General features: G+C 52.6%; 20 protein-coding genes. 10 read left to right on the forward strand and 10 right to left on the reverse strand.

Annotated elements, in window-relative coordinates; translation table 11 throughout:
- Window positions 1-2: 2 nt before the first annotated feature.
- The 3 genes from chbR to chbG all read left to right on the forward strand — a co-directional run bounded on the left by chbR (window position 3) and on the right by chbG (window position 3075).
- Window positions 3-845 carry a transcriptional regulator ChbR gene (gene chbR, locus JZ655_RS08785; protein ID WP_072039513.1) on the forward strand — a complete coding sequence of 281 codons (843 nt, stop codon included), beginning with the start codon at window positions 3-5 and terminating at the stop codon, window positions 843-845.
- A 104-nt stretch (window positions 846-949) separates the two neighbouring features.
- Window positions 950-2305 carry a 6-phospho-beta-glucosidase gene (locus JZ655_RS08790; RefSeq protein ID WP_207293577.1) on the forward strand — a complete coding sequence of 452 codons (1356 nt, stop codon included), beginning with the start codon at window positions 950-952 and terminating at the stop codon, window positions 2303-2305.
- Window positions 2306-2316: 11 nt separating this feature from the next.
- Window positions 2317-3075 (forward strand): chitin disaccharide deacetylase, encoded by a 759-nt coding sequence (gene chbG / locus JZ655_RS08795; protein ID WP_207293578.1) that lies wholly within the window; start codon window positions 2317-2319, stop codon window positions 3073-3075.
- 37 nt (window positions 3076-3112) lie between these two features.
- On the opposite strand, the gene katE is transcribed toward chbG, so the two are convergent.
- Window positions 3113-5371: a catalase HPII gene (katE, locus tag JZ655_RS08800; protein WP_207293579.1), complete on the reverse strand. Its 2259-nt coding sequence runs from the start codon at window positions 5369-5371 to the stop codon at window positions 3113-3115.
- A 214-nt stretch (window positions 5372-5585) separates the two neighbouring features.
- Between katE and cedA the strand changes: the two genes are divergently transcribed.
- Window positions 5586-5825 carry a cell division activator CedA gene (gene cedA, locus JZ655_RS08805; RefSeq protein WP_242637306.1) on the forward strand — a complete coding sequence of 80 codons (240 nt, stop codon included), beginning with the start codon at window positions 5586-5588 and terminating at the stop codon, window positions 5823-5825.
- Between the two features lie 46 nt (window positions 5826-5871).
- Here the strand turns inward: cedA and JZ655_RS08810 are convergent, their stop codons facing one another.
- The 4 genes from JZ655_RS08810 to hxpB all read right to left on the reverse strand — a co-directional run bounded on the left by JZ655_RS08810 (window position 5872) and on the right by hxpB (window position 9650).
- Window positions 5872-7263: an L-cystine transporter gene (locus JZ655_RS08810; RefSeq protein ID WP_040076018.1), complete on the reverse strand. Its 1392-nt coding sequence runs from the start codon at window positions 7261-7263 to the stop codon at window positions 5872-5874.
- Between the two features lie 129 nt (window positions 7264-7392).
- Window positions 7393-7983, reverse strand: coding sequence for a metal-dependent hydrolase (locus JZ655_RS08815; RefSeq protein ID WP_040076017.1), 591 nt, complete (start codon window positions 7981-7983; stop codon window positions 7393-7395).
- A gap of 94 nt (window positions 7984-8077) precedes the next feature.
- Entirely contained in the window at window positions 8078-8839 is a 762-nt protein-coding gene (gene kduD, locus JZ655_RS08820; protein ID WP_207293581.1) for a 2-dehydro-3-deoxy-D-gluconate 5-dehydrogenase KduD, read from the reverse strand.
- Window positions 8840-8981: 142 nt separating this feature from the next.
- The gene (hxpB, locus tag JZ655_RS08825; RefSeq protein WP_207293582.1) at window positions 8982-9650 is read right to left on the reverse strand and encodes a hexitol phosphatase HxpB; all 669 of its coding nucleotides are present in this window, start codon (window positions 9648-9650) and stop codon (window positions 8982-8984) included.
- 137 nt (window positions 9651-9787) lie between these two features.
- Here hxpB and JZ655_RS08830 point away from each other — a divergent pair, with 137 nt between their 5' ends.
- Complete coding sequence (locus JZ655_RS08830; protein ID WP_207293583.1) at window positions 9788-10324, forward strand: YniB family protein; 537 nt, start codon at window positions 9788-9790, stop codon at window positions 10322-10324.
- Between the two features lie 37 nt (window positions 10325-10361).
- On the opposite strand, the gene JZ655_RS08835 is transcribed toward JZ655_RS08830, so the two are convergent.
- The 3 genes from JZ655_RS08835 to pfkB form a co-directional block, all read right to left on the reverse strand.
- Complete coding sequence (locus JZ655_RS08835) at window positions 10362-11222, reverse strand: fructosamine kinase family protein (RefSeq protein ID WP_040076013.1); 861 nt, start codon at window positions 11220-11222, stop codon at window positions 10362-10364.
- A 105-nt stretch (window positions 11223-11327) separates the two neighbouring features.
- On the reverse strand, window positions 11328-11615 hold the full coding sequence (gene ghoS / locus JZ655_RS08840; protein ID WP_207293584.1) for a type V toxin-antitoxin system endoribonuclease antitoxin GhoS: 288 nt from the start codon (window positions 11613-11615) through the stop codon (window positions 11328-11330).
- Window positions 11616-11702: 87 nt separating this feature from the next.
- Entirely contained in the window at window positions 11703-12635 is a 933-nt protein-coding gene (pfkB, locus tag JZ655_RS08845) for a 6-phosphofructokinase II (protein ID WP_046885908.1), read from the reverse strand.
- A 292-nt stretch (window positions 12636-12927) separates the two neighbouring features.
- On the opposite strand from pfkB, the gene JZ655_RS08850 reads away from it, so the two are divergent.
- Both JZ655_RS08850 and JZ655_RS08855 read left to right on the forward strand, forming a co-directional pair.
- Entirely contained in the window at window positions 12928-13686 is a 759-nt protein-coding gene (locus tag JZ655_RS08850; RefSeq protein ID WP_207293585.1) for a DUF481 domain-containing protein, read from the forward strand.
- A gap of 256 nt (window positions 13687-13942) precedes the next feature.
- The gene (locus JZ655_RS08855) at window positions 13943-14176 is read left to right on the forward strand and encodes a hypothetical protein (RefSeq protein ID WP_040076008.1); all 234 of its coding nucleotides are present in this window, start codon (window positions 13943-13945) and stop codon (window positions 14174-14176) included.
- A gap of 179 nt (window positions 14177-14355) precedes the next feature.
- On the opposite strand, the gene yniD is transcribed toward JZ655_RS08855, so the two are convergent.
- Together yniD and yncL are read right to left on the reverse strand one after the other, a co-directional pair.
- Complete coding sequence (gene yniD, locus JZ655_RS08860) at window positions 14356-14463, reverse strand: small membrane protein YniD (protein ID WP_154298868.1); 108 nt, start codon at window positions 14461-14463, stop codon at window positions 14356-14358.
- A gap of 98 nt (window positions 14464-14561) precedes the next feature.
- A complete protein-coding gene (yncL, locus tag JZ655_RS08865) occupies window positions 14562-14654 on the reverse strand; it encodes a stress response membrane protein YncL (RefSeq protein WP_156132618.1) in 93 nt (30 codons plus the stop codon).
- 312 nt (window positions 14655-14966) lie between these two features.
- Between yncL and thrS the strand changes: the two genes are divergently transcribed.
- The 3 genes from thrS (at window position 14967) to rpmI (ending at window position 17736) form a co-directional block, all read left to right on the forward strand.
- On the forward strand, window positions 14967-16895 hold the full coding sequence (thrS, locus tag JZ655_RS08870; protein ID WP_040076006.1) for a threonine--tRNA ligase: 1929 nt from the start codon (window positions 14967-14969) through the stop codon (window positions 16893-16895).
- 3 nt (window positions 16896-16898) lie between these two features.
- Window positions 16899-17441 (forward strand): translation initiation factor IF-3, encoded by a 543-nt coding sequence (infC, locus tag JZ655_RS08875; protein WP_059287945.1) that lies wholly within the window; start codon window positions 16899-16901, stop codon window positions 17439-17441.
- A 97-nt stretch (window positions 17442-17538) separates the two neighbouring features.
- Complete coding sequence (gene rpmI / locus JZ655_RS08880) at window positions 17539-17736, forward strand: 50S ribosomal protein L35 (protein WP_003030583.1); 198 nt, start codon at window positions 17539-17541, stop codon at window positions 17734-17736.
- Window positions 17737-17739 lie beyond the last annotated feature (3 nt).

The raw sequence follows: 17739 nt of genomic DNA on the forward strand, positions 1-17739 counted from the left end.
GTATGGACAGGCAGGAGGTCAGCGCGATGGAGATCAAAACCGCACGTGAGCAGCAACTGTTCAATGGCAAAAATTTTCACGTGTTCATCTACAACAAGGTTGAGAGCATCAGTGGTTTGCATCAGCATGACTACTATGAATTCACCATTGTGCTGACCGGCCGTTACTATCAGGAGATCAACGGCAAGCGGGTACTACTGGAGCGCGGTGATTTTGTTTTTATTCCGATGGGCTCACATCACCAGAGCTTCTACGATTTTGGCGCCACGCGTATTCTCAACGTGGGGATCAGCAAGCGCTTTTTCGAAACGCATTATCTGCCGCTTCTGCCGTTCTGCTTTGTCGCCTCGCAGATTTATCACATCAAAGCAGAGTTCCTGACCTGGATCGAAACGGTGATTGCATCGCTAAATTTTCGCGACAGTGAATTTGATGAGTTTATCGAAACCGTCACCTTTTACGTCATCAACCGCCTGCGCCACCATCGCGAAGAGCAGCAGGTGGCGGATGATATTCCCCAGTGGCTGCGCACCACAGTTGAGGTGATGCACGATAAACTCAAGTTTGGCGAAAACGCGCTGGAAAATATGGTGCAACTCTCCGGTAAATCACAAGAATATCTCACCCGTGCGACTCAGCGCTATTATCGTAAGACGCCGGTGCAGATTATTAATGAAATTCGCATTAATTTCGCCAAGAAGCAGCTGGAAATAACCAACTACTCAGTGACGGATATTGCTTATGAGTCGGGTTATAGCAGTCCCAGTCTGTTTATAAAAACGTTTAAAAAATTCACCTCATTTACACCTAATAGCTATCGCAAAAACCTGACGGTAATCAATTAAACGCCGGCGGATCTGACGCCGGGAATATCGATTTCAAAAACTTGCCCATAACTGGTGGGAAGGGAGCGCTATACTTAACGGGCGGCTCTCCCAGGGAGAATAATATGCAGAAGAAATTAAAAGTAGTTACGATCGGCGGCGGCAGCAGTTATACCCCGGAATTACTTGAAGGCTTTATTAAGCGTTACCACGAACTGCCGGTCAGTGAATTATGGCTAGTCGATGTGGAAGAGGGGCAGGAGAAGCTGAATATTATTTTCGACCTCTGCCAGCGGATGGTGAAAAAAGCTGGCGTACCTATGACGGTGCATAAAACACTGGATCGCCGTGAGGCACTGAAAGACGCCGATTTCGTCACCACCCAACTACGCGTAGGCCAGCTCAAAGCGCGTGAGCTGGACGAGCGTCTGCCGCTGAGTTACGGCTACCTCGGACAAGAGACCAACGGTGCGGGCGGTCTGTTCAAGGGGCTGCGCACTATTCCGGTGGTCTTCGACATCATCAAAGATGTGCAGGCGATCTGCCCGAACGCGTGGGTGATTAACTTTACCAATCCGGCCGGCATGGTCACCGAGGCGGTCTATCGTCATACCGATTTCAAACGCTTTATTGGTGTCTGTAATATTCCCATCGGTATGAAGATGTTTATACGCGACGTGCTGGCGCTTGAGGAGAGCGATGCGCTCTCTATCGACCTCTTTGGTCTGAACCATATGGTCTTTATCCGCGATGTGCTGGTAAACGGGCAGTCGCGCTTTGCCGAGCTGCTGGACGGCGTAGCCAGCGGCAATCTTAAGGCTGGCTCGGTGAAAAATATCTTCGACCTGCCGTTCAGCGAAGGGCTGATTCGCTCCCTGAATCTGCTGCCTTGCTCGTATCTGCTCTACTACTTCAAGCAGAAAGAGATGCTGGCCATCGAAATGGGCGAGTACTACAAAGGCGGCGCACGTGCGCAGGTGGTGCAGAAGGTCGAAAAACAGCTGTTCGATCTGTATAAAGATCCGCAACTGAACATTAAGCCGAAAGAGCTGGAGCAGCGCGGTGGCGCCTATTACTCCGACGCGGCCTGCGAAGTGATCAACGCTATCTATAACGATAAGCAGGCCGAACATTACGTGAACATTCCGCATCATGGTCACGTTGAAAATATTCCGGCTGACTGGGCGGTAGAAATGACCTGCATCCTGGGGCGTGACGGCGCAAAACCGCACCCACGTATCACCCGCTTCGACGATAAAGTGATGGGGCTTATTCACACCATCAAGGGCTTTGAGGTGGCGGCAAGCCAGGCGGCGCTGAGTGGCGAGTTTAACGATGTGCTACTGGCGATGAACCTCAGCCCGCTGGTGCACTCGGATCGCGATGCTGAAAAACTGGCACGTGATATGATTCTGGCCCATGAAAAATGGCTGCCAAATTTTGCAGCAACCATCGATAAGCTCAAGAGCGAACAGCATTAAGAGGGCGTGCAATGGAAAATCTGCTGATCGTCAACGCCGATGATTTTGGTCTGTCGAAAGGGCAGAACTACGGCATCGTGGAAGCCTGCCGGCATGGCGTGGTGACCTCTACCACCGCCATGATGAATGCTGAGGCAATTGAACACGCCGTTGCCCTGAGCCGTGACCTGCCTGCTTTGGGCGTCGGGATGCACTTCGTCCTGACGTTAGGCAGGCCCCTGACCGCAATGCCTGGCCTGGCGCGCGAAGGGGAGCTTGGAAAATGGATCTGGGAAATGGCTGAGCAGGGCGGCCTGCCGCTTGAGGAGATTGCCAAAGAGCTGGAGTGTCAGTTCAACCGCTTTGTCGATCTCTTCGGTCGTGCGCCGACGCATATCGACAGCCACCACCATGTGCACATGATCCCGGCGATTTTCCCGCTGGTGGCTGAATTTGCCCGCCGTAAAGGGGTGGCGATGCGGGTGGATCGTCAGGAGGCCGCCTTTAAAGCAGCGGTGCCAGCGTTGCCGCCAACTACCGATGGCTTCAGCAGCGCGTTCTATGGCGATGCCATCGACGAGGCGCTGTTCTTGCAAACGCTTGATGATTCGGCGCAGCAGGGGGAGCGAAGTCTGGAGGTGATGGCGCATCCGGCCCTAATCGACAATACTCTGCGTAAAAGCGCCTATTGCTGGCCGCGACTGGATGAGCTGGAGGTATTGACCTCGGCGTCACTGAAAACTGCGATTGCCGAGCGCGGATATCGAATGGGAACCTTTAACGACCTGTAAAAAACAAAGCCGGGTGGCATTACCACCCGGCTCTTTTTTATGCCGGAATAGCGGCTATCTTGTTGCTACGTGACCAGACACGGTGCGCGGCCAGCAGATTCAAAAGCTGATCGGTGAAGGCGCTATCTGCGCTGTCACCTTCTACAATGCCCTCTTCACCCTGATCCGCAACCTTAAGCAGCGCTTTAAACTGTCGCGCATCGCCCGCCAGCGCGATAGGTTTAAGATGCTTATAGGCCTCCAGCAGGTAATATTGCGCATCGCCATTATTCAACAGGCTTTGAATATCACCACATGGCACCACCACGGCATCTACCGTCAAGGAAGGCGCACCCGCAAAGGTCGCGGCTATCGGCAGGGTAGAACCGTCGTCAGCCGTTACTTCACCCATGCGGGCGTAGAGCAGCTTTGCGTGAACCCCCCGGGACTTGAGGGCCTGTAACACCGCCAGTAGATCCGACGAACGGGTTTTATCATTCAGCAGTACGCCAACCACACGACCTTTAATATCGCCGCCCGGCACCGCATAAAGGCTGAGGCTGGGATCCTTTTTCAGGTTGTTGACGTCCTTCGGCGGCGCAATGTTGCGCTGTGCTTCAGTGAGGGTAATCCCCAGATTTTCAGCGACCCCCTGGGCAAGCGTGATATCAATGTGGGCCAGTTGATCCACGACCCGCTCCCGGATATAGGCCCGAACCACCTTGCTCAGCTCGAAACTGAAGGCACCAATAATATGCTGCTGCTCCACCGGCGTTTGACTCTGCCAGAAGAGGCGAGGGTGGGCATAATATTCGCCAAAGGAGGGGCTACGCTCACGTACTTTATGACCCTCAACGCGTTCCTGATACGACTCAAAGCCGCCGCGTTTTGGGCCTGGAGGGGTTTCGCGCGGCCAGTTATCGTTGATCGAGTTCGGTTCATAGTTGGCCGGGTTGGTATCGATATCCTGACGGTGCATGCCATCGCGCTGGAAGTTGTGGTACGGGCAGGTCGGGCGATTAATCGGGATCTCGTGGAAGTTAGGTCCGCCCAGGCGGCTGATCTGCGTATCGGTATAGGAGAACAGACGCCCCTGCAACAGCGGATCGTTAGTGAAGTCCAGCCCCGGTACGATGTGGCCAGGATGGAAAGCAGCCTGTTCGTTTTCGGCGAAGAAGTTATCCGGGTTACGGTTAAGGACCATTTTGCCGACGCGTTGCACCGGCACCAGCTCTTCAGGAATCAGCTTGGTAGGATCCAGCAGGTCAAAATCATATTTGAATTCATCTTCTTCCGGGATGAGCTGGAAGCCCAGTTCATACTCCGGATAATCGCCCGCTTCGATGGCTTCCCACAATTCACGGCGATGGAAATCCGGATCGCGCCCCGTCAGTTTTTGCGCCTCATCCCAGACCAGAGAGGCTTTACCCGCTACGGGCTTCCAGTGGAAGCGAACAAACGTGGCTTTACCTTCGGCGTTAATCAGCCGGAAGGTGTGGATGCCAAAACCTTCCATGGTGCGATAGCTACGCGGGATACCGCGATCGGACATCGCCCACATCACGTTGTGCAGGGTTTCCGGCTGCAGAGAAACATAATCCCAGAAGGTGTCATGGGCGCTCTGCCCCTGGGGAATGGCCCAGTGTGGCTCGGGTTTAACGGCATGGACGAAGTCGGGAAACTTGTGCGCGTCCTGAATAAAGAAGATCGGCGTGTTGTTGCCCACCAGGTCAAAGATACCTTCGTCGGTATAAAATTTGGTGGCGAACCCGCGGATATCACGCACCGTATCGGCGGAGCCTGCACCGCCCTGTACCGTTGAAAATCGTACGAATACCGGGGTGATCTTATCGGGGTCGGAGAGAAAATCCGCTTTGGTCAGGTCGCTCAGGCTCTTATAGGGCTGGAAATAACCGTGTGCTGCCGAGCCGCGCGCATGCACGATACGCTCCGGAATGCGCTCGTGGTCGAAATGGGTGATCTTCTCGCGCAGGATAAAATCTTCCAGCAGCGTGGGGCCGCGGCTACCGGCGCGCAGGGAGTTTTGATCGTCGGCGATACGTACGCCCTGATTGGTCGTTAGCGGAAAGTTCTCGCCATTTTTACGCTGGCACTCCAGCGCGTTGAGCTTTTCGTTACCCGTGTGCGGTGCCTTCAGGCTACCTGGCGCAGTGGGCTGTTCTCCTGGTGCAGTTGGGTCAGCCGTGGGCCGGTGAGAGCCGTCCTCCGGCGCCAGCGAGTCCAGTCCGGGTTTTGCTTCGTTTTCGTTGTGAACTGGAGATTGATGGGGTTTATGGGGATTATCATTCTGCGACATTACTCTCGTCTCCTGTTTTCATTGCTGAAAAGCCTTTTTTATTGGCATCAAAACCTATTAACTATAGAACAAGAGGCGTAATAATCCCGGTTAGGGCGTCATATCTTGCTGTTCAAGGGTGAGTAAAAGGCACGCAAGGCACGACGCAGGAGGGGCAATCAGCTATGATAGGATTTTACTGATTCTTGAATTTGCTTTAGTGAACCAGTCGCTTATGAAACCACTTCGCCAACAAAACCGTCCTGTCATTAGCTACGTACCCCGCGTGGAACCCGCCCCGCCTGACCATGCCACTAAAATGGAGGGGTTTCGTGATGTCTGGCTATTGCGCGGCAAATATGTGGCGTTTGTGCTGATGGGGGAACATTTTCGTTGTTCCCCACCGTTTACCGTGCCAGAGTCGGCCCAGCGCTGGGCGACACAGGTACGTCAGGAAAACGAGTTAAAAGAGTAGCCATAAAAAAACCGCCCGAAGGCGGTTTTTTTTATGCTGTTAGCGATTAACGGTGCGCCAGTTCGGCGTTGTCGTCGCTCTCCAGAATCTCTTTATCGGTCTGTTTCAGCCACTGACTGGTCAGTGTACCGGCAGTCATAGAACCACTCACGTTCAGGGCGGTACGGCCCATGTCGATCAGGGGCTCTACAGAGATGAGCAGGGCAACCAGCGTGACCGGCAGACCCAGTGCAGGCAGAACAATCAGTGCGGCGAAGGTCGCACCGCCACCCACGCCGGCTACGCCTGCGGAGCTGATGGTGACGATACCTACCAGCGTTGCAATCCAGACGGGATCCAGCGGGTTAATCCCGACGGTTGGAGCCACCATCACTGCCAGCATCGCCGGATAAAGGCCCGCACAGCCATTCTGACCAATGGTGGCACCAAAGGAGGCAGAGAAGCTGGCGATAGATTCCGGTACGCCCAGACGACGGGTCTGCGCTTCAACGTTCAGCGGAATAGAGGCTGCGCTGGAGCGGCTGGTGAACGCGAAGGTCAGAACCGGCCAGACTTTGCGGAAATATTTCAGCGGGCTCACGCCGTTCACGCCCAGCAGGATCCCGTGAACCACAAACATAATGCCCAGGCCCAGATACGAGGCGACAACGAAGCTACCCAGCTTAATGATGTCAGCCATATTAGAACCGGCAACCACTTTGGTCATCAGTGCCAGGACGCCGTATGGCGTCAACTGCATCACCAGACGGACCAGCTTCATTACCCAGCTCTGCAGGGTATCGATAGCGGTGATAACACGCTGACCTTTCGGCGCATCTTCTTTCAACAGCTTGAGGGCGGCCACGCCCAGGAACGCCGCGAAGATCACCACGCTGATGATCGACGTCGGGCTCGCACCCGTCAGATCGGCAAACGGATTTTTAGGCACGAAAGAGAGCAGCATTTGCGGCACGGTCAGGTCGGCCACTTTGCCCGCGTAGTTTGTTTCGATCGCCGTCAGACGTGCGGTTTCGGCCGTACCCTGTACCAGACCTTCGGCAGTCAGGCCGAAGAGGTTGGTGACCAGCACACCCACGAGCGCGGCAATCAGCGTGGTAAACAGCAGCGTACCGATGGTCAGGAAGCTGATTTTACCCAACTGAGAGGCGTTATGCAGACGCGCAACCGCGCTCAGAATAGAGGCAAAGACCAGCGGCATTACGATCATTTGCAGCAGTTGAACGTAGCCGTTACCGACAATGTTAAACCACTGGATGGAGTCTTTCAGTACCGGGTTGGCGGCACCGTAAATAGCCTGCAACGCCAGGCCAAATACCACACCCATTACCAGACCTACCAGCACCTTTTTGGCCAGGCTCCACTGACGATGACGCGTTTGCGCCAGCAGCAATAGCAAGACTACGAACACCACGATGTTCGCGATTAATGGAAAGTTCATCCCCGTTCTCCTGATTTATTATCAGATCGGACGTCAGCCCGATCCTGTTGGCGCAAGGGTAGCAGATGTGAACCAGGTCTCTTATATCCAAATGGAATGGATTATGCCAAACCGACCAATAACGTTGGTTTATTGTTCAATCTGGTGATGAATAAAGCGATTGAACTGCATTTGTAGCGAATTAATCATCTGCGATGACCAACGCACTGCACCATTATCGGGCAAGGTTTGCGGCATCCACACCGCCCAGGCAAAGAGCGCCATGCAGAGCACGCGCTCAAGCTGGTTCCCTTTTTGCGGCGCCAGAATAGGCAGGCGAAAACGCCAGCGGCAGGGCCAGAGTAGCGGAACGCCGGCCGGGGTGAGCATATCCGCAAGGATATGGCTGAGATAACCGAGTACCATCCCCTGAATGGCATCCGCGGGGATAATCCAGTCTTCAGGCACTTTTAAATAAAAGAGGGTAAGGGCGATGAAAACCGCCAGCAGGCTGTGGGTAAAGCCCCGGTGACCAAACATGCGGGCCACCGGCTTTGATATCCACTTGAGGCGCTGCCCCAGCAGCGATTTTGGGTGATCGATATCCGGAAGCAGACAGGTCAGTACCGCGGAGGGCACAATGTGCCACCAGTCGCCCTGCGCCAGCACAGGCGTAAGCTCAGCGTTTTTGGCAAACACTGCGCAGGCGAGAGAAAAAAGCAGATGACCTTCCGCCGTCATGATAAAACCCACTAAACTGTCGATTCATCCAGTATAGGGTTTTTATACAGTAGACGGAAGAGGTGACGTTGTAACCCTTTGTCACAAATTGCGCTTAACGCGCCAGCCAGCCGCCGTCTACTGCCAGAGTATGACCATTAATATAGTCGGAGGCCGACGAGGCTAAAAACACGACGGGCCCTTGCAGGTCGGCGGGCGTACCCCAGCGACCGGCGGGAATACGATCAAGAATCTCTTTGCTGCGCTGTGCATCATCGCGCAGTTGCTGCGTATTATTGGTTGCCATATAACCGGGTGCAATCGCGTTAACGTTAATTCCCTGCGTTGCCCATTCGTTGGCCAGCAGTCGTGTAATACCCAGTACGCCACTTTTAGAGGCCGTATATGAGGGCACCCGGATACCGCCCTGAAAGGAGAGCATCGACGCGATATTAATGATTTTGCCGCCCTGACCCTGGCGAATAAACTGCCGCGCCACGGCTTGCGAGAGGAAAAAGACCGACTTCAGGTTCAGGTTCATGACCTCATCCCAATCTTTTTCGCTAAAGTTAAGGGCATCTTCCCGGCGGATAGTTCCGGCGTTATTGACCAGAATATCTACCCGGCCCATCTCCGTCACCGTCTGGTTGACGATATCGTCCAGGGCATCCTGCTTACTGAGGTCGGCCTGAATAGCCATAAAGCGGCGACCCAGCGCGTTGACTTTTTCGGCGGTCTCTTGCGGGATTTTGCGGTTTACGCCGACGATGTCGCAGCCTGCCTGTGCCAGGCCGAGCGTCATTCCCTGGCCTAAGCCCGTGTCGCAGCCGGTGACAATTGCCACTTTACCTGAAAGATTAAAGGCATCCATTATCATGTTGACCTCAGAAAGTAGGGTTATTGTGATTCTGAGATAAGAATAGAAGTGGCGTATAGAAAATACAAACTAAAATGAAATGGCGTTTTAAAATATTTAAATTGATCGCATTTCTGGGCAACCTGGGTTGCCCAGTGCCGCATTAACCGAGCAGGTGGGCAGGGGTTAGCTGCGTTAGAGAGTGAAGTTTAACATCGGCCAGCGCATAGCGTGCGTCCTGCTGATTCTCCTCGGCAGGTACCACGATAGCGCGCATGCGTGCCGCTTTACTGGCGATCATGCCATTAACGGAATCTTCCAGCGCGACGCACGCCGTAGGATCGACGCCCAGCTTAGCCGCACAATCCATATAGACCTGCGGGTGCGGTTTGCTGTAAGGCAGTTTTTCGGCCGATGCGAGCGCATCGAAGCTGCTGCGCAGATCGAACATCTCCAGCACTTTTTCCAGCATATGAAGCGGCGAGGCGGATGCCAGACCCACCCGTAACCCCTGCGCTTTACAGAGCGCGGCGGCTTCGCGCGCGCCTGCCAGCAGCGGGCGGCTCTCTTCAACCAGCGCAATGGCGCGGTTGATAATTAAGTCGGTGACTTCGGCCCGGCCCGGACCCGACCAGGGTTGCTGGGCAAACCACAACTCCACCACCATGTCGATCCGCAGACCGAGGGTATCCGGCAGTTCATTGCGGCGGCTGATATCCACGCCAAGGCTGGCCATGACATCCAGTTCAGCACGATCCCAGAGCGGCTCGGAATCGATCAGTAATCCATCCATATCAAAAATGGCAGCAATAATTTGACGCGAGTTTGACATTATAACTTCTCCATAAAGGGGGCCGAACACCGTGGGTGTACACAGCAATTTACCATATTGTCCTCAAAGATCGGGCGAAAATGGCGACCAGCAGGTAGACTTATCCACTATGTAAGCGTCTCTATAACGAGGAATCAATGACGTATCAACAAGCTGGACGCATAGCCATTCTTAAGCAGATCGCGGGCTGGGTGATTTTTATTCCAACGGTAATTTCCACGATCATCTCTGTTTTGAAATTTATGTATGACCACAGCGAAAAGCAGGCCGGTATAAACGCCGTCATGCTGGACTTCGCTCACGTCATGATTGAGATGATGCGTTTTAATACGCCGTTTCTTAACTTTTTCTGGTTTAACTCCCCAACTCCGGATTTCAAACAGAGCCTGAATATCGGTTTCTGGATTATCTTTGTCCTTATTTTTGTCGCGCTGGCGTTACAGGCTTCAGGCGCCCGTATGCGGCGGCAAACTCGTTTTCTGCGCGAGGGGCTTGAAGATCAGCTGATTCTGGAGAAAGCGAAAGGGGCAGAAGGGATGAGCCGGGAGCAGATTGAGTCGCGTATCGTGGTGCCACACCACACCATTTTCCTGCAAATCTTTCCGCTTTATGTGCTGCCGGTCATTTTGATTATTGGCGGCTACTTCTTCTTTTCACTGCTCGGGTTTTTGTAAGAGCATTGCCGGGCAGGTTGGCTGCCCGGCAGTTCCGTCAGGCCGCCAGTACCCTTTCCAGCGCTTTTTGGGCATTGACCAGATGCTGTCCGCCAAAGAGGATCGCACGGTTCATCAGCGTATAAAGCTGGTAAATAGGTTGGCGCTCAAGGAAGTCTGCCGGCAGGGGAGAGACCGACTGGTAACCGTCGTAGATTTGTGGCGGCTGTTCTGGGTGCAGCGGCAACATCGCCAGGTCACACTCTCTGTCCCCCCAGTAGCAGGCCGGGTCAAAAATGTAAGGCCCCTGTGGGCCGAGCGCGCAGTTATCTGACCAGAGATCGCCATGCAGGAGCGACGGCTGCGGTTGATGGGAAGAGAGCCGCTGGCGGATATGTTCCACGATGGTATCGATATTCCCGAACTCCAGTCCTTTTTCAGCCGCCAGTTCAAGCTGCCAGCCAATGCGTTGCTCGGCAAAAAAAGTAGACCAGCGCCGCTGCCAGGCGTTGGGCTGAGGCGTGGTGGAAAGATCGTTATCAAAATCGAGGCCGAATTGTGGCTGGTCGCTCCACTGGTGCAGCCGTGCAATCTGTTGCCCCAGAATAAAGGCGTTGTGGGCATCCAGCGGACGGGGAGGGAGATAATCCACCACCAAAAAACTGTAATCGCGATCGCTTCCAACGGCCAGGACCTGCGGTACGCTCACCGTTTTGCTGCGAGAGAGGAGTTCCAACTGATCGGCCTCGGCGGTGAATATAGGCAGTAACTCCCGCTCATCGCATTTAACGAAAAGGTCGCGCCCCGCATAGCGCAGATGCCATGCGGCATGGATCTCTCCGCCTGGCAGTTCGTTACGCAGTTCAATTTCACCTTCACCCAGTTGTTCACGTAAAAGATGACTGATAGCCTGCCACATGTGCTCTCTCCCATGTTGTCTGCCAGATCATAAAGTTAGCGTAAATTGGTGGTAAAAAAATACGAACTAACGCACATCTGCGCCGTTTGGTACGAGCGAGGGCACTTATTGTTGCTTGTGCCACTCATCCCAGGTGGCAATCTCAACCGTCGCCTCTTTACCGGTAGCACTTGCCACCAGCCCTTTCGCCAGCGCTTCTACCTCATCCGGACTAAGTGGACTCACCAGACCAAAGGTATTGGGGCCGAGTTCATGCAGATTGCCTTCATCATCCGTCAGCGTTAATAAAAAACCGCTGCGGGTAAGATGGTTATTAATTTCGTTCAGTTCAGTCAGCGAATCTTCGTGGACCTTTACGGTTACGACGTAGCGGGTGATGTCACCACTGCTCATATTTCACCTCATTGTTATCATGAAATTTTTCTAGCTTAGTCGATTCATCTGGTTTGGCGACCCCTCCGGCAGGCCGAAGGGGGAATATCAGGATTTCGCCAGGTATTGATATATTTTATCGGTGTCCGCCAGAGAACAGAGACGGGTGCCCTGATTTATGGTGGCTGCGCTACCTGCGGCGACGCCGTAGCGCGTCATCTCCTGGAGTGATGCCCCCTGCGCCAGCTTGAGCGTCATGGCGCCCACCATACTGTCACCGGCACCGACGGTGCTCTGGCTTTTCATCGGGGGCGGCACCACCTGGACGAAGCCAGTGGCATCTACGGCCAGTGCTCCCTGTGGACCCAGGGAGACCACCACGCGGTGTGCTTTGCCGCTTTTTACCAGCTCTTCTGCGGCGGTACGGACGTCATCCGGCTGGGTGAGATCGCGTTTTACCAGCGCGCTCAGCTCTTTTTGGTTGGGTTTCACCAGTTCAATCCCGCCGAGTGCCAGCGCCGCGGTAAGCGCATCACCCGAGCTGTCCACAATGCAGCGAATACCTTGTCGCTGGGCAGCCTGAATGAGCTGCGTGAGTTTGTCGGTTTTAACCCCAGGCGGAAGGCTGCCGCTAATAACCAGGATGGATCCGCTTTCAATTGCGAGGACTTTTTCTTCCAGTTGGCGAAACTCGTCATCACTCAATGTGGCGCCGGGCATCACAAAGCGGTATTGCTCGCTGTTAGACTCCACGTGAACATGCAGGTTCTGCCGTGTCCAGTCGTGCGCATCCACGGTCTGAACCGGAACCTGTTCATCCGCAAGCAGGGTAACCAGGTGCTCGCCGGTTGCCCCGCCTGCAGGGAAAATCGCTGTCGCTTTGCCCCCCAGGTGGGTAATGGCGCGAGCGACATTGATGCCACCGCCGCCCGGTTCGAACACGGGGGCGCTACAGCGTAATTTACCTTCCGGGTAGATCTGCGCGGTGATGGTCGCACTATCCAGTGAAGGGGAGAGCGTTAAAGTAAAGATTCGGACCATTTTAACCTCCATTTTGTATGGGCAGCTTAAGCCTGGCACCAATAAGCCGATCGCGAAAGTAAATAACAGTATGATTTCTCATATAAATATTTTTTTGCGATGTCGCTTCTATTTATATTTTTTTAAAGGGTTTGAGATCGTTCTTATTCAAAAAATGAAATAAGAAATCATTGCTATGTTATTTGAGCCTTTTTATAATTTGTTACCTTTCGATGGGCGGCTTGTTATTGATCCATAAGAAGGTTTCCGGGACCGTGATGGTCTCTTTTTTTGTTGTACGGACTCTTTATAAATGAAGCTCTTAAAGACAGTACCCGCTGCGATGATGTTAGCGGGGGGCATGTTTGTATCTCAGTATGCAGCTGCCGATGATTCCGTTTTTACTGTCATGGATGATCCCTCCACTGCGCAGAAACCTTTTGAAGGCAACCTTAACGCAGGTTATCTGGCGCAATCCGGTAACACGAAAAGCTCATCTCTGACGGCTGACAGCACACTGACCTGGTACGGTAATACGACCGCATGGTCACTGTGGGGGAATGCCAGCAACACCTCTTCTAACGATGAGCGCTCTTCCGAGAAATATGCGGTGGGCGGACGTAGCCGTTACAATTTGACTGATGTGGATTACCTGTTTGGCCAGGCAAGCTGGCTGACCGACCGCTACAACGGCTATAAGGAACGCGATGTGGGGACCGTCGGTTACGGTCGTCAGTTCCTGAGTGGCCCGGTTCACAGCTTCCGTTTTGAATTTGGTCCGGGCGTACGTTACGACAAATATACCGACGGCGATAGTGAAACTCAGCCGCTGGGTTATGCGTCCGGGACTTACGCCTGGCAGATGACAGACACCACCAAATTTACCCAGGGTGTTTCTGTCTTTGGTGCAGAGGATACTACCGTAAACTCAGAAACGGCGCTTAACGTTGCCATTAACGAGCATTTCGGTTTGAAAGTCGCTTACAACGTGACCTGGAACTCCGAGCCGCCGTCGTCTGCGCCAGAGCATACCGACCGTAGAACCACGCTCTCACTGGGCTACAAGATGTAATAATGGCGGGCCAATTAATATTGGCCCGTTTTTAATTCTGCGCCAGGAAATAACAAACGCCGTTTTAAAAATATTAGCGTAGCTGATATCTCCATATTTCCTCCATCATTCCTTTGACTGAGCTTTGTCAGTTTATTTGACACGAATTGATAAATATTTTGACTAGGCAAAAGTGTGATCCAGATCTACACTGTGAACACAGGCAATATAAAGCCTATTAAGTTGTTCTGTATTAATTCTGTGTGAGATATCTGTTATGAATAAAATTACAACTGCGGCTGCAGTGACTGTGCTTTCTGCACTTTCATTCGGCGTATTTGCCGCCGATGCCGTTTATGACTCTGCCAGTAACATGAATAGCCAAATTGGTATTACTCAAGCTTCCGACGTTGAAGCAGGTTCAAACATCGCGCCGGGTTCACAGTCCACAGGGCAGTCCATGGACAAAGCCTTTGATGTGCATACTCTGGTTGCGGGTGAATGGTCCTGACACATGCTAATAATGGCTGGCCGTTGATTTCACATCGTCGTGCCGAGTAAAAAAACCGGATCTTGTCGTACCGGTTTTTTTTATTTTTCGCATTAATGGTTAAAATATTTAAAATTGAATTTTAGTTCTGCGCACAGAGTGCAAATTTAAGTAAAGATCGCTTGCCCGAAACGAGGGGATTATCCCCAAATCATCGCAGCCCAACGTAATAACAACATCGCAGCGCATATTGCGATAAGTATCAGCACCATTTTCCAGTGTTTTTTTGAAAAGCGTTTCGTTGGCATAGTTTCCATCCCTGTTCGAATCCCGACGAAGTTTATCAAACTTCGCCTGACGATGCTTCCACCCACTCGCTCGGGAAAAACGCGGCAGAGGTTATGTCTTAAAACCAGTGAAATTTATTCGCAAGGATCAGTACCACACCCGCTGCGGAGAGAATGTTCAGGATAACCACGGTTCGACTGGATACATTCATAAGACGCCCCATTATCTGTTAACGGACCAGTACAAGGATAGCTCAGCAATTGCGCCTTGCCTGTTCCCGCTTTGAATCTCAGACAAAAGTACCAGTGACTCATTCTCCGGGGAGGGTGTTTTCACTCTTTTGTTAGTGTTACCATCGGCATGCTGATCGAAAGGGGAAACCACACCCTTCGATCTTGTGCGGGATGACAAGCCAATTTGACGATTGTTGGTCAGATGGTTCGGTAATCCACTGTTAACTGTAAAATTATTCTCTTTGCATATGCTCTTATGTGTGGGGCATCACTGCGAATAAGGACATAAAATGCCTGTTATTACTCTTCCTGATGGTAGCCAACGCCATTTCGACCACGCTGTAAGCCCAATGGATGTTGCCCTGAACATCGGTCCAGGCCTGGCGAAAGCCACCATTGCCGGCCGCGTGAATGGCGAACTGGTTGATGCTTCCGATCTCATTGAAAACGATGCGCAGCTCTCCATCATTACTGCGAAAGACGAAGAAGGTCTGGAGATTATTCGTCACTCCTGTGCGCATTTGTTAGGTCATGCCATCAAACAGCTGTGGCCCAATACCAAAATGGCGATTGGCCCGGTTATCGACAACGGCTTCTATTATGACGTTGATCTTGACCACACCCTGACCCAGGAAGATATCGACGCGCTCGAAAAGCGTATGCACGAGCTCGCTGAAACCAACTACGATGTCATCAAGAAGAAAGTGAGCTGGCACGAAGCGCGTGAAACCTTCGTGAAGCGTGGCGAGAGCTATAAAGTCTCTATTCTTGACGAGAACATCGCCCATGATGACAAGCCTGGCTTGTACCATCATGAAGAATACGTCGACATGTGCCGTGGACCGCACGTGCCGAATATGCGCTTCTGTCATCACTTTAAGCTGATGAAAATCGCCGGCGCTTACTGGCGTGGCGACAGTAACAACAAAATGTTGCAGCGTATCTATGGTACGGCCTGGGCAGACAAAAAAGCCCTGAATGCCTACCTGCAGCGCCTGGAAGAGGCCGCAAAACGTGACCACCGTAAAATCGGTAAGCAGCTTGACCTGTATCATATGCAGGAAGAAGCACCGGGCATGGTGTTCTGGCACAACGATGGCTGGACCATCTTCCGCGAACTGGAAACCTTCGTACGCTCCAAGCTGAAAGAGTACCAGTACCAGGAAGTGAAAGGCCCGTTCATGATGGACCGCGTGCTGTGGGAAAAAACCGGCCACTGGGAAAATTACAAAGATGCGATGTTCACTACCTCTTCCGAGAACCGTGAATACTGCATCAAGCCGATGAACTGCCCGGGTCACGTGCAAATCTTCAACCAGGGTCTAAAATCCTACCGTGACCTGCCGCTGCGTATGGCTGAGTTCGGTAGCTGTCACCGTAACGAGCCATCAGGTGCGCTGCATGGTCTGATGCGTGTACGTGGCTTTACCCAGGATGATGCGCATATCTTCTGTACCGAAGATCAGGTTCGTGATGAAGTTAACGCCTGTATTCGTATGGTCTACGATATGTATAGCACCTTTGGCTTCGAGAAGATCGTCGTCAAACTCTCAACGCGTCCGGAAAAACGTATCGGTAGCGATGAGACCTGGGATCGCGCGGAAGCGGACCTCGCCGTGGCGCTGGAAGAGAACGGTATCCCGTTCGAATACCAGCTGGGTGAGGGCGCCTTCTACGGTCCTAAAATTGAATTTACCCTGTATGACTGCCTCGATCGCGCATGGCAGTGCGGAACAGTACAGCTGGACTTCTCCCTGCCGCAGCGTTTAAGCGCCTCTTATGTTGGCGAAGACAACGAGCGTCAGGTACCGGTTATGATTCACCGTGCAATCCTCGGTTCTCTGGAGCGCTTCATCGGCATCCTGACCGAAGAGTTTGCTGGCTTCTTCCCAACCTGGCTGGCGCCAGTGCAGGTCGTGGTCATGAACATTACCGATTCTCAGGCCGATTACGTTAAAGAATTGACGCAGAAACTACAAAATGCGGGCATTCGCGTAAAAGCGGACTTGAGAAATGAGAAGATTGGCTTTAAAATCCGCGAGCACACTTTACGTCGTGTCCCTTATATGTTGGTCTGTGGTGATAAAGAGGTGGAAGCAGGCAAAGTTGCCGTTCGCACCCGCCGTGGTAAAGACCTGGGGAGCCTGGACGTAAGTGAAGTGATTGAGAAGCTGCAACAAGAGATTCGCAGCCGCAGTCTTCAACAACTGGAGGAATAAGGTATTAAAGGCGGAAAACGAGTTCAAACGGCACGTCCGAATCGTATCAATGGCGAGATTCGCGCCCAGGAAGTTCGCTTAACAGGTCTGGAAGGCGAGCAGCTGGGGATTGTGAGTCTGAGAGAAGCAATCGAAAAGGCTGAAGAAGCTGGAGTAGATTTAGTTGAAATCAGCCCTAACGCCGAACCGCCAGTTTGTCGTATCATGGACTACGGCAAGTTCCTTTATGAAAAGAGTAAGTCTTCTAAGGAACAGAAGAAGAAGCAAAAAGTTATCCAGGTTAAGGAAATCAAATTCCGTCCTGGTACCGACGATGGCGATTATCAGGTAAAACTCCGCAGCCTGATTCGCTTTCTGGAAGATGGCGATAAGGCCAAGATCACACTGCGTTTCCGCGGTCGTGAGATGGCCCACCAACAGATCGGTATGGAAGTGCTTAACCGCGTCCGTGAAGATCTGAGTGAACTGGCAGTAGTCGAATCCTTCCCTACGAAGATCGAAGGCCGCCAGATGATCATGGTGCTCGCTCCTAAGAAGAAACAGTAAGGCCTTCAAGCAGCAAAATCTGTGGAGCCTTCGGGCCTCATAGGTTTTGCTCGCCTATGTTTCGTTTATTTAACAATGCGAAGTGGAAGTTATTAAGATGCCAAAAATTAAGACCGTACGCGGTGCTGCTAAGCGCTTCAAAAAAACCGGTGGTGGTGGATTTAAGCGTAAGCACGCAAACCTGCGTCATATTCTGACCAAAAAATCTACTAAGCGTAAACGTCACCTGCGTCCAAAAGGCCTTGTTTCTAAAGGCGATCTGGGTCTGGTTATCGCGTGCCTGCCGTACGCATAAGCC

Origin of the sequence: Leclercia pneumoniae, from assembly GCF_017348915.1 — a bacterium.
Lineage (GTDB): Bacteria > Pseudomonadota > Gammaproteobacteria > Enterobacterales > Enterobacteriaceae > Enterobacter > Enterobacter pneumoniae.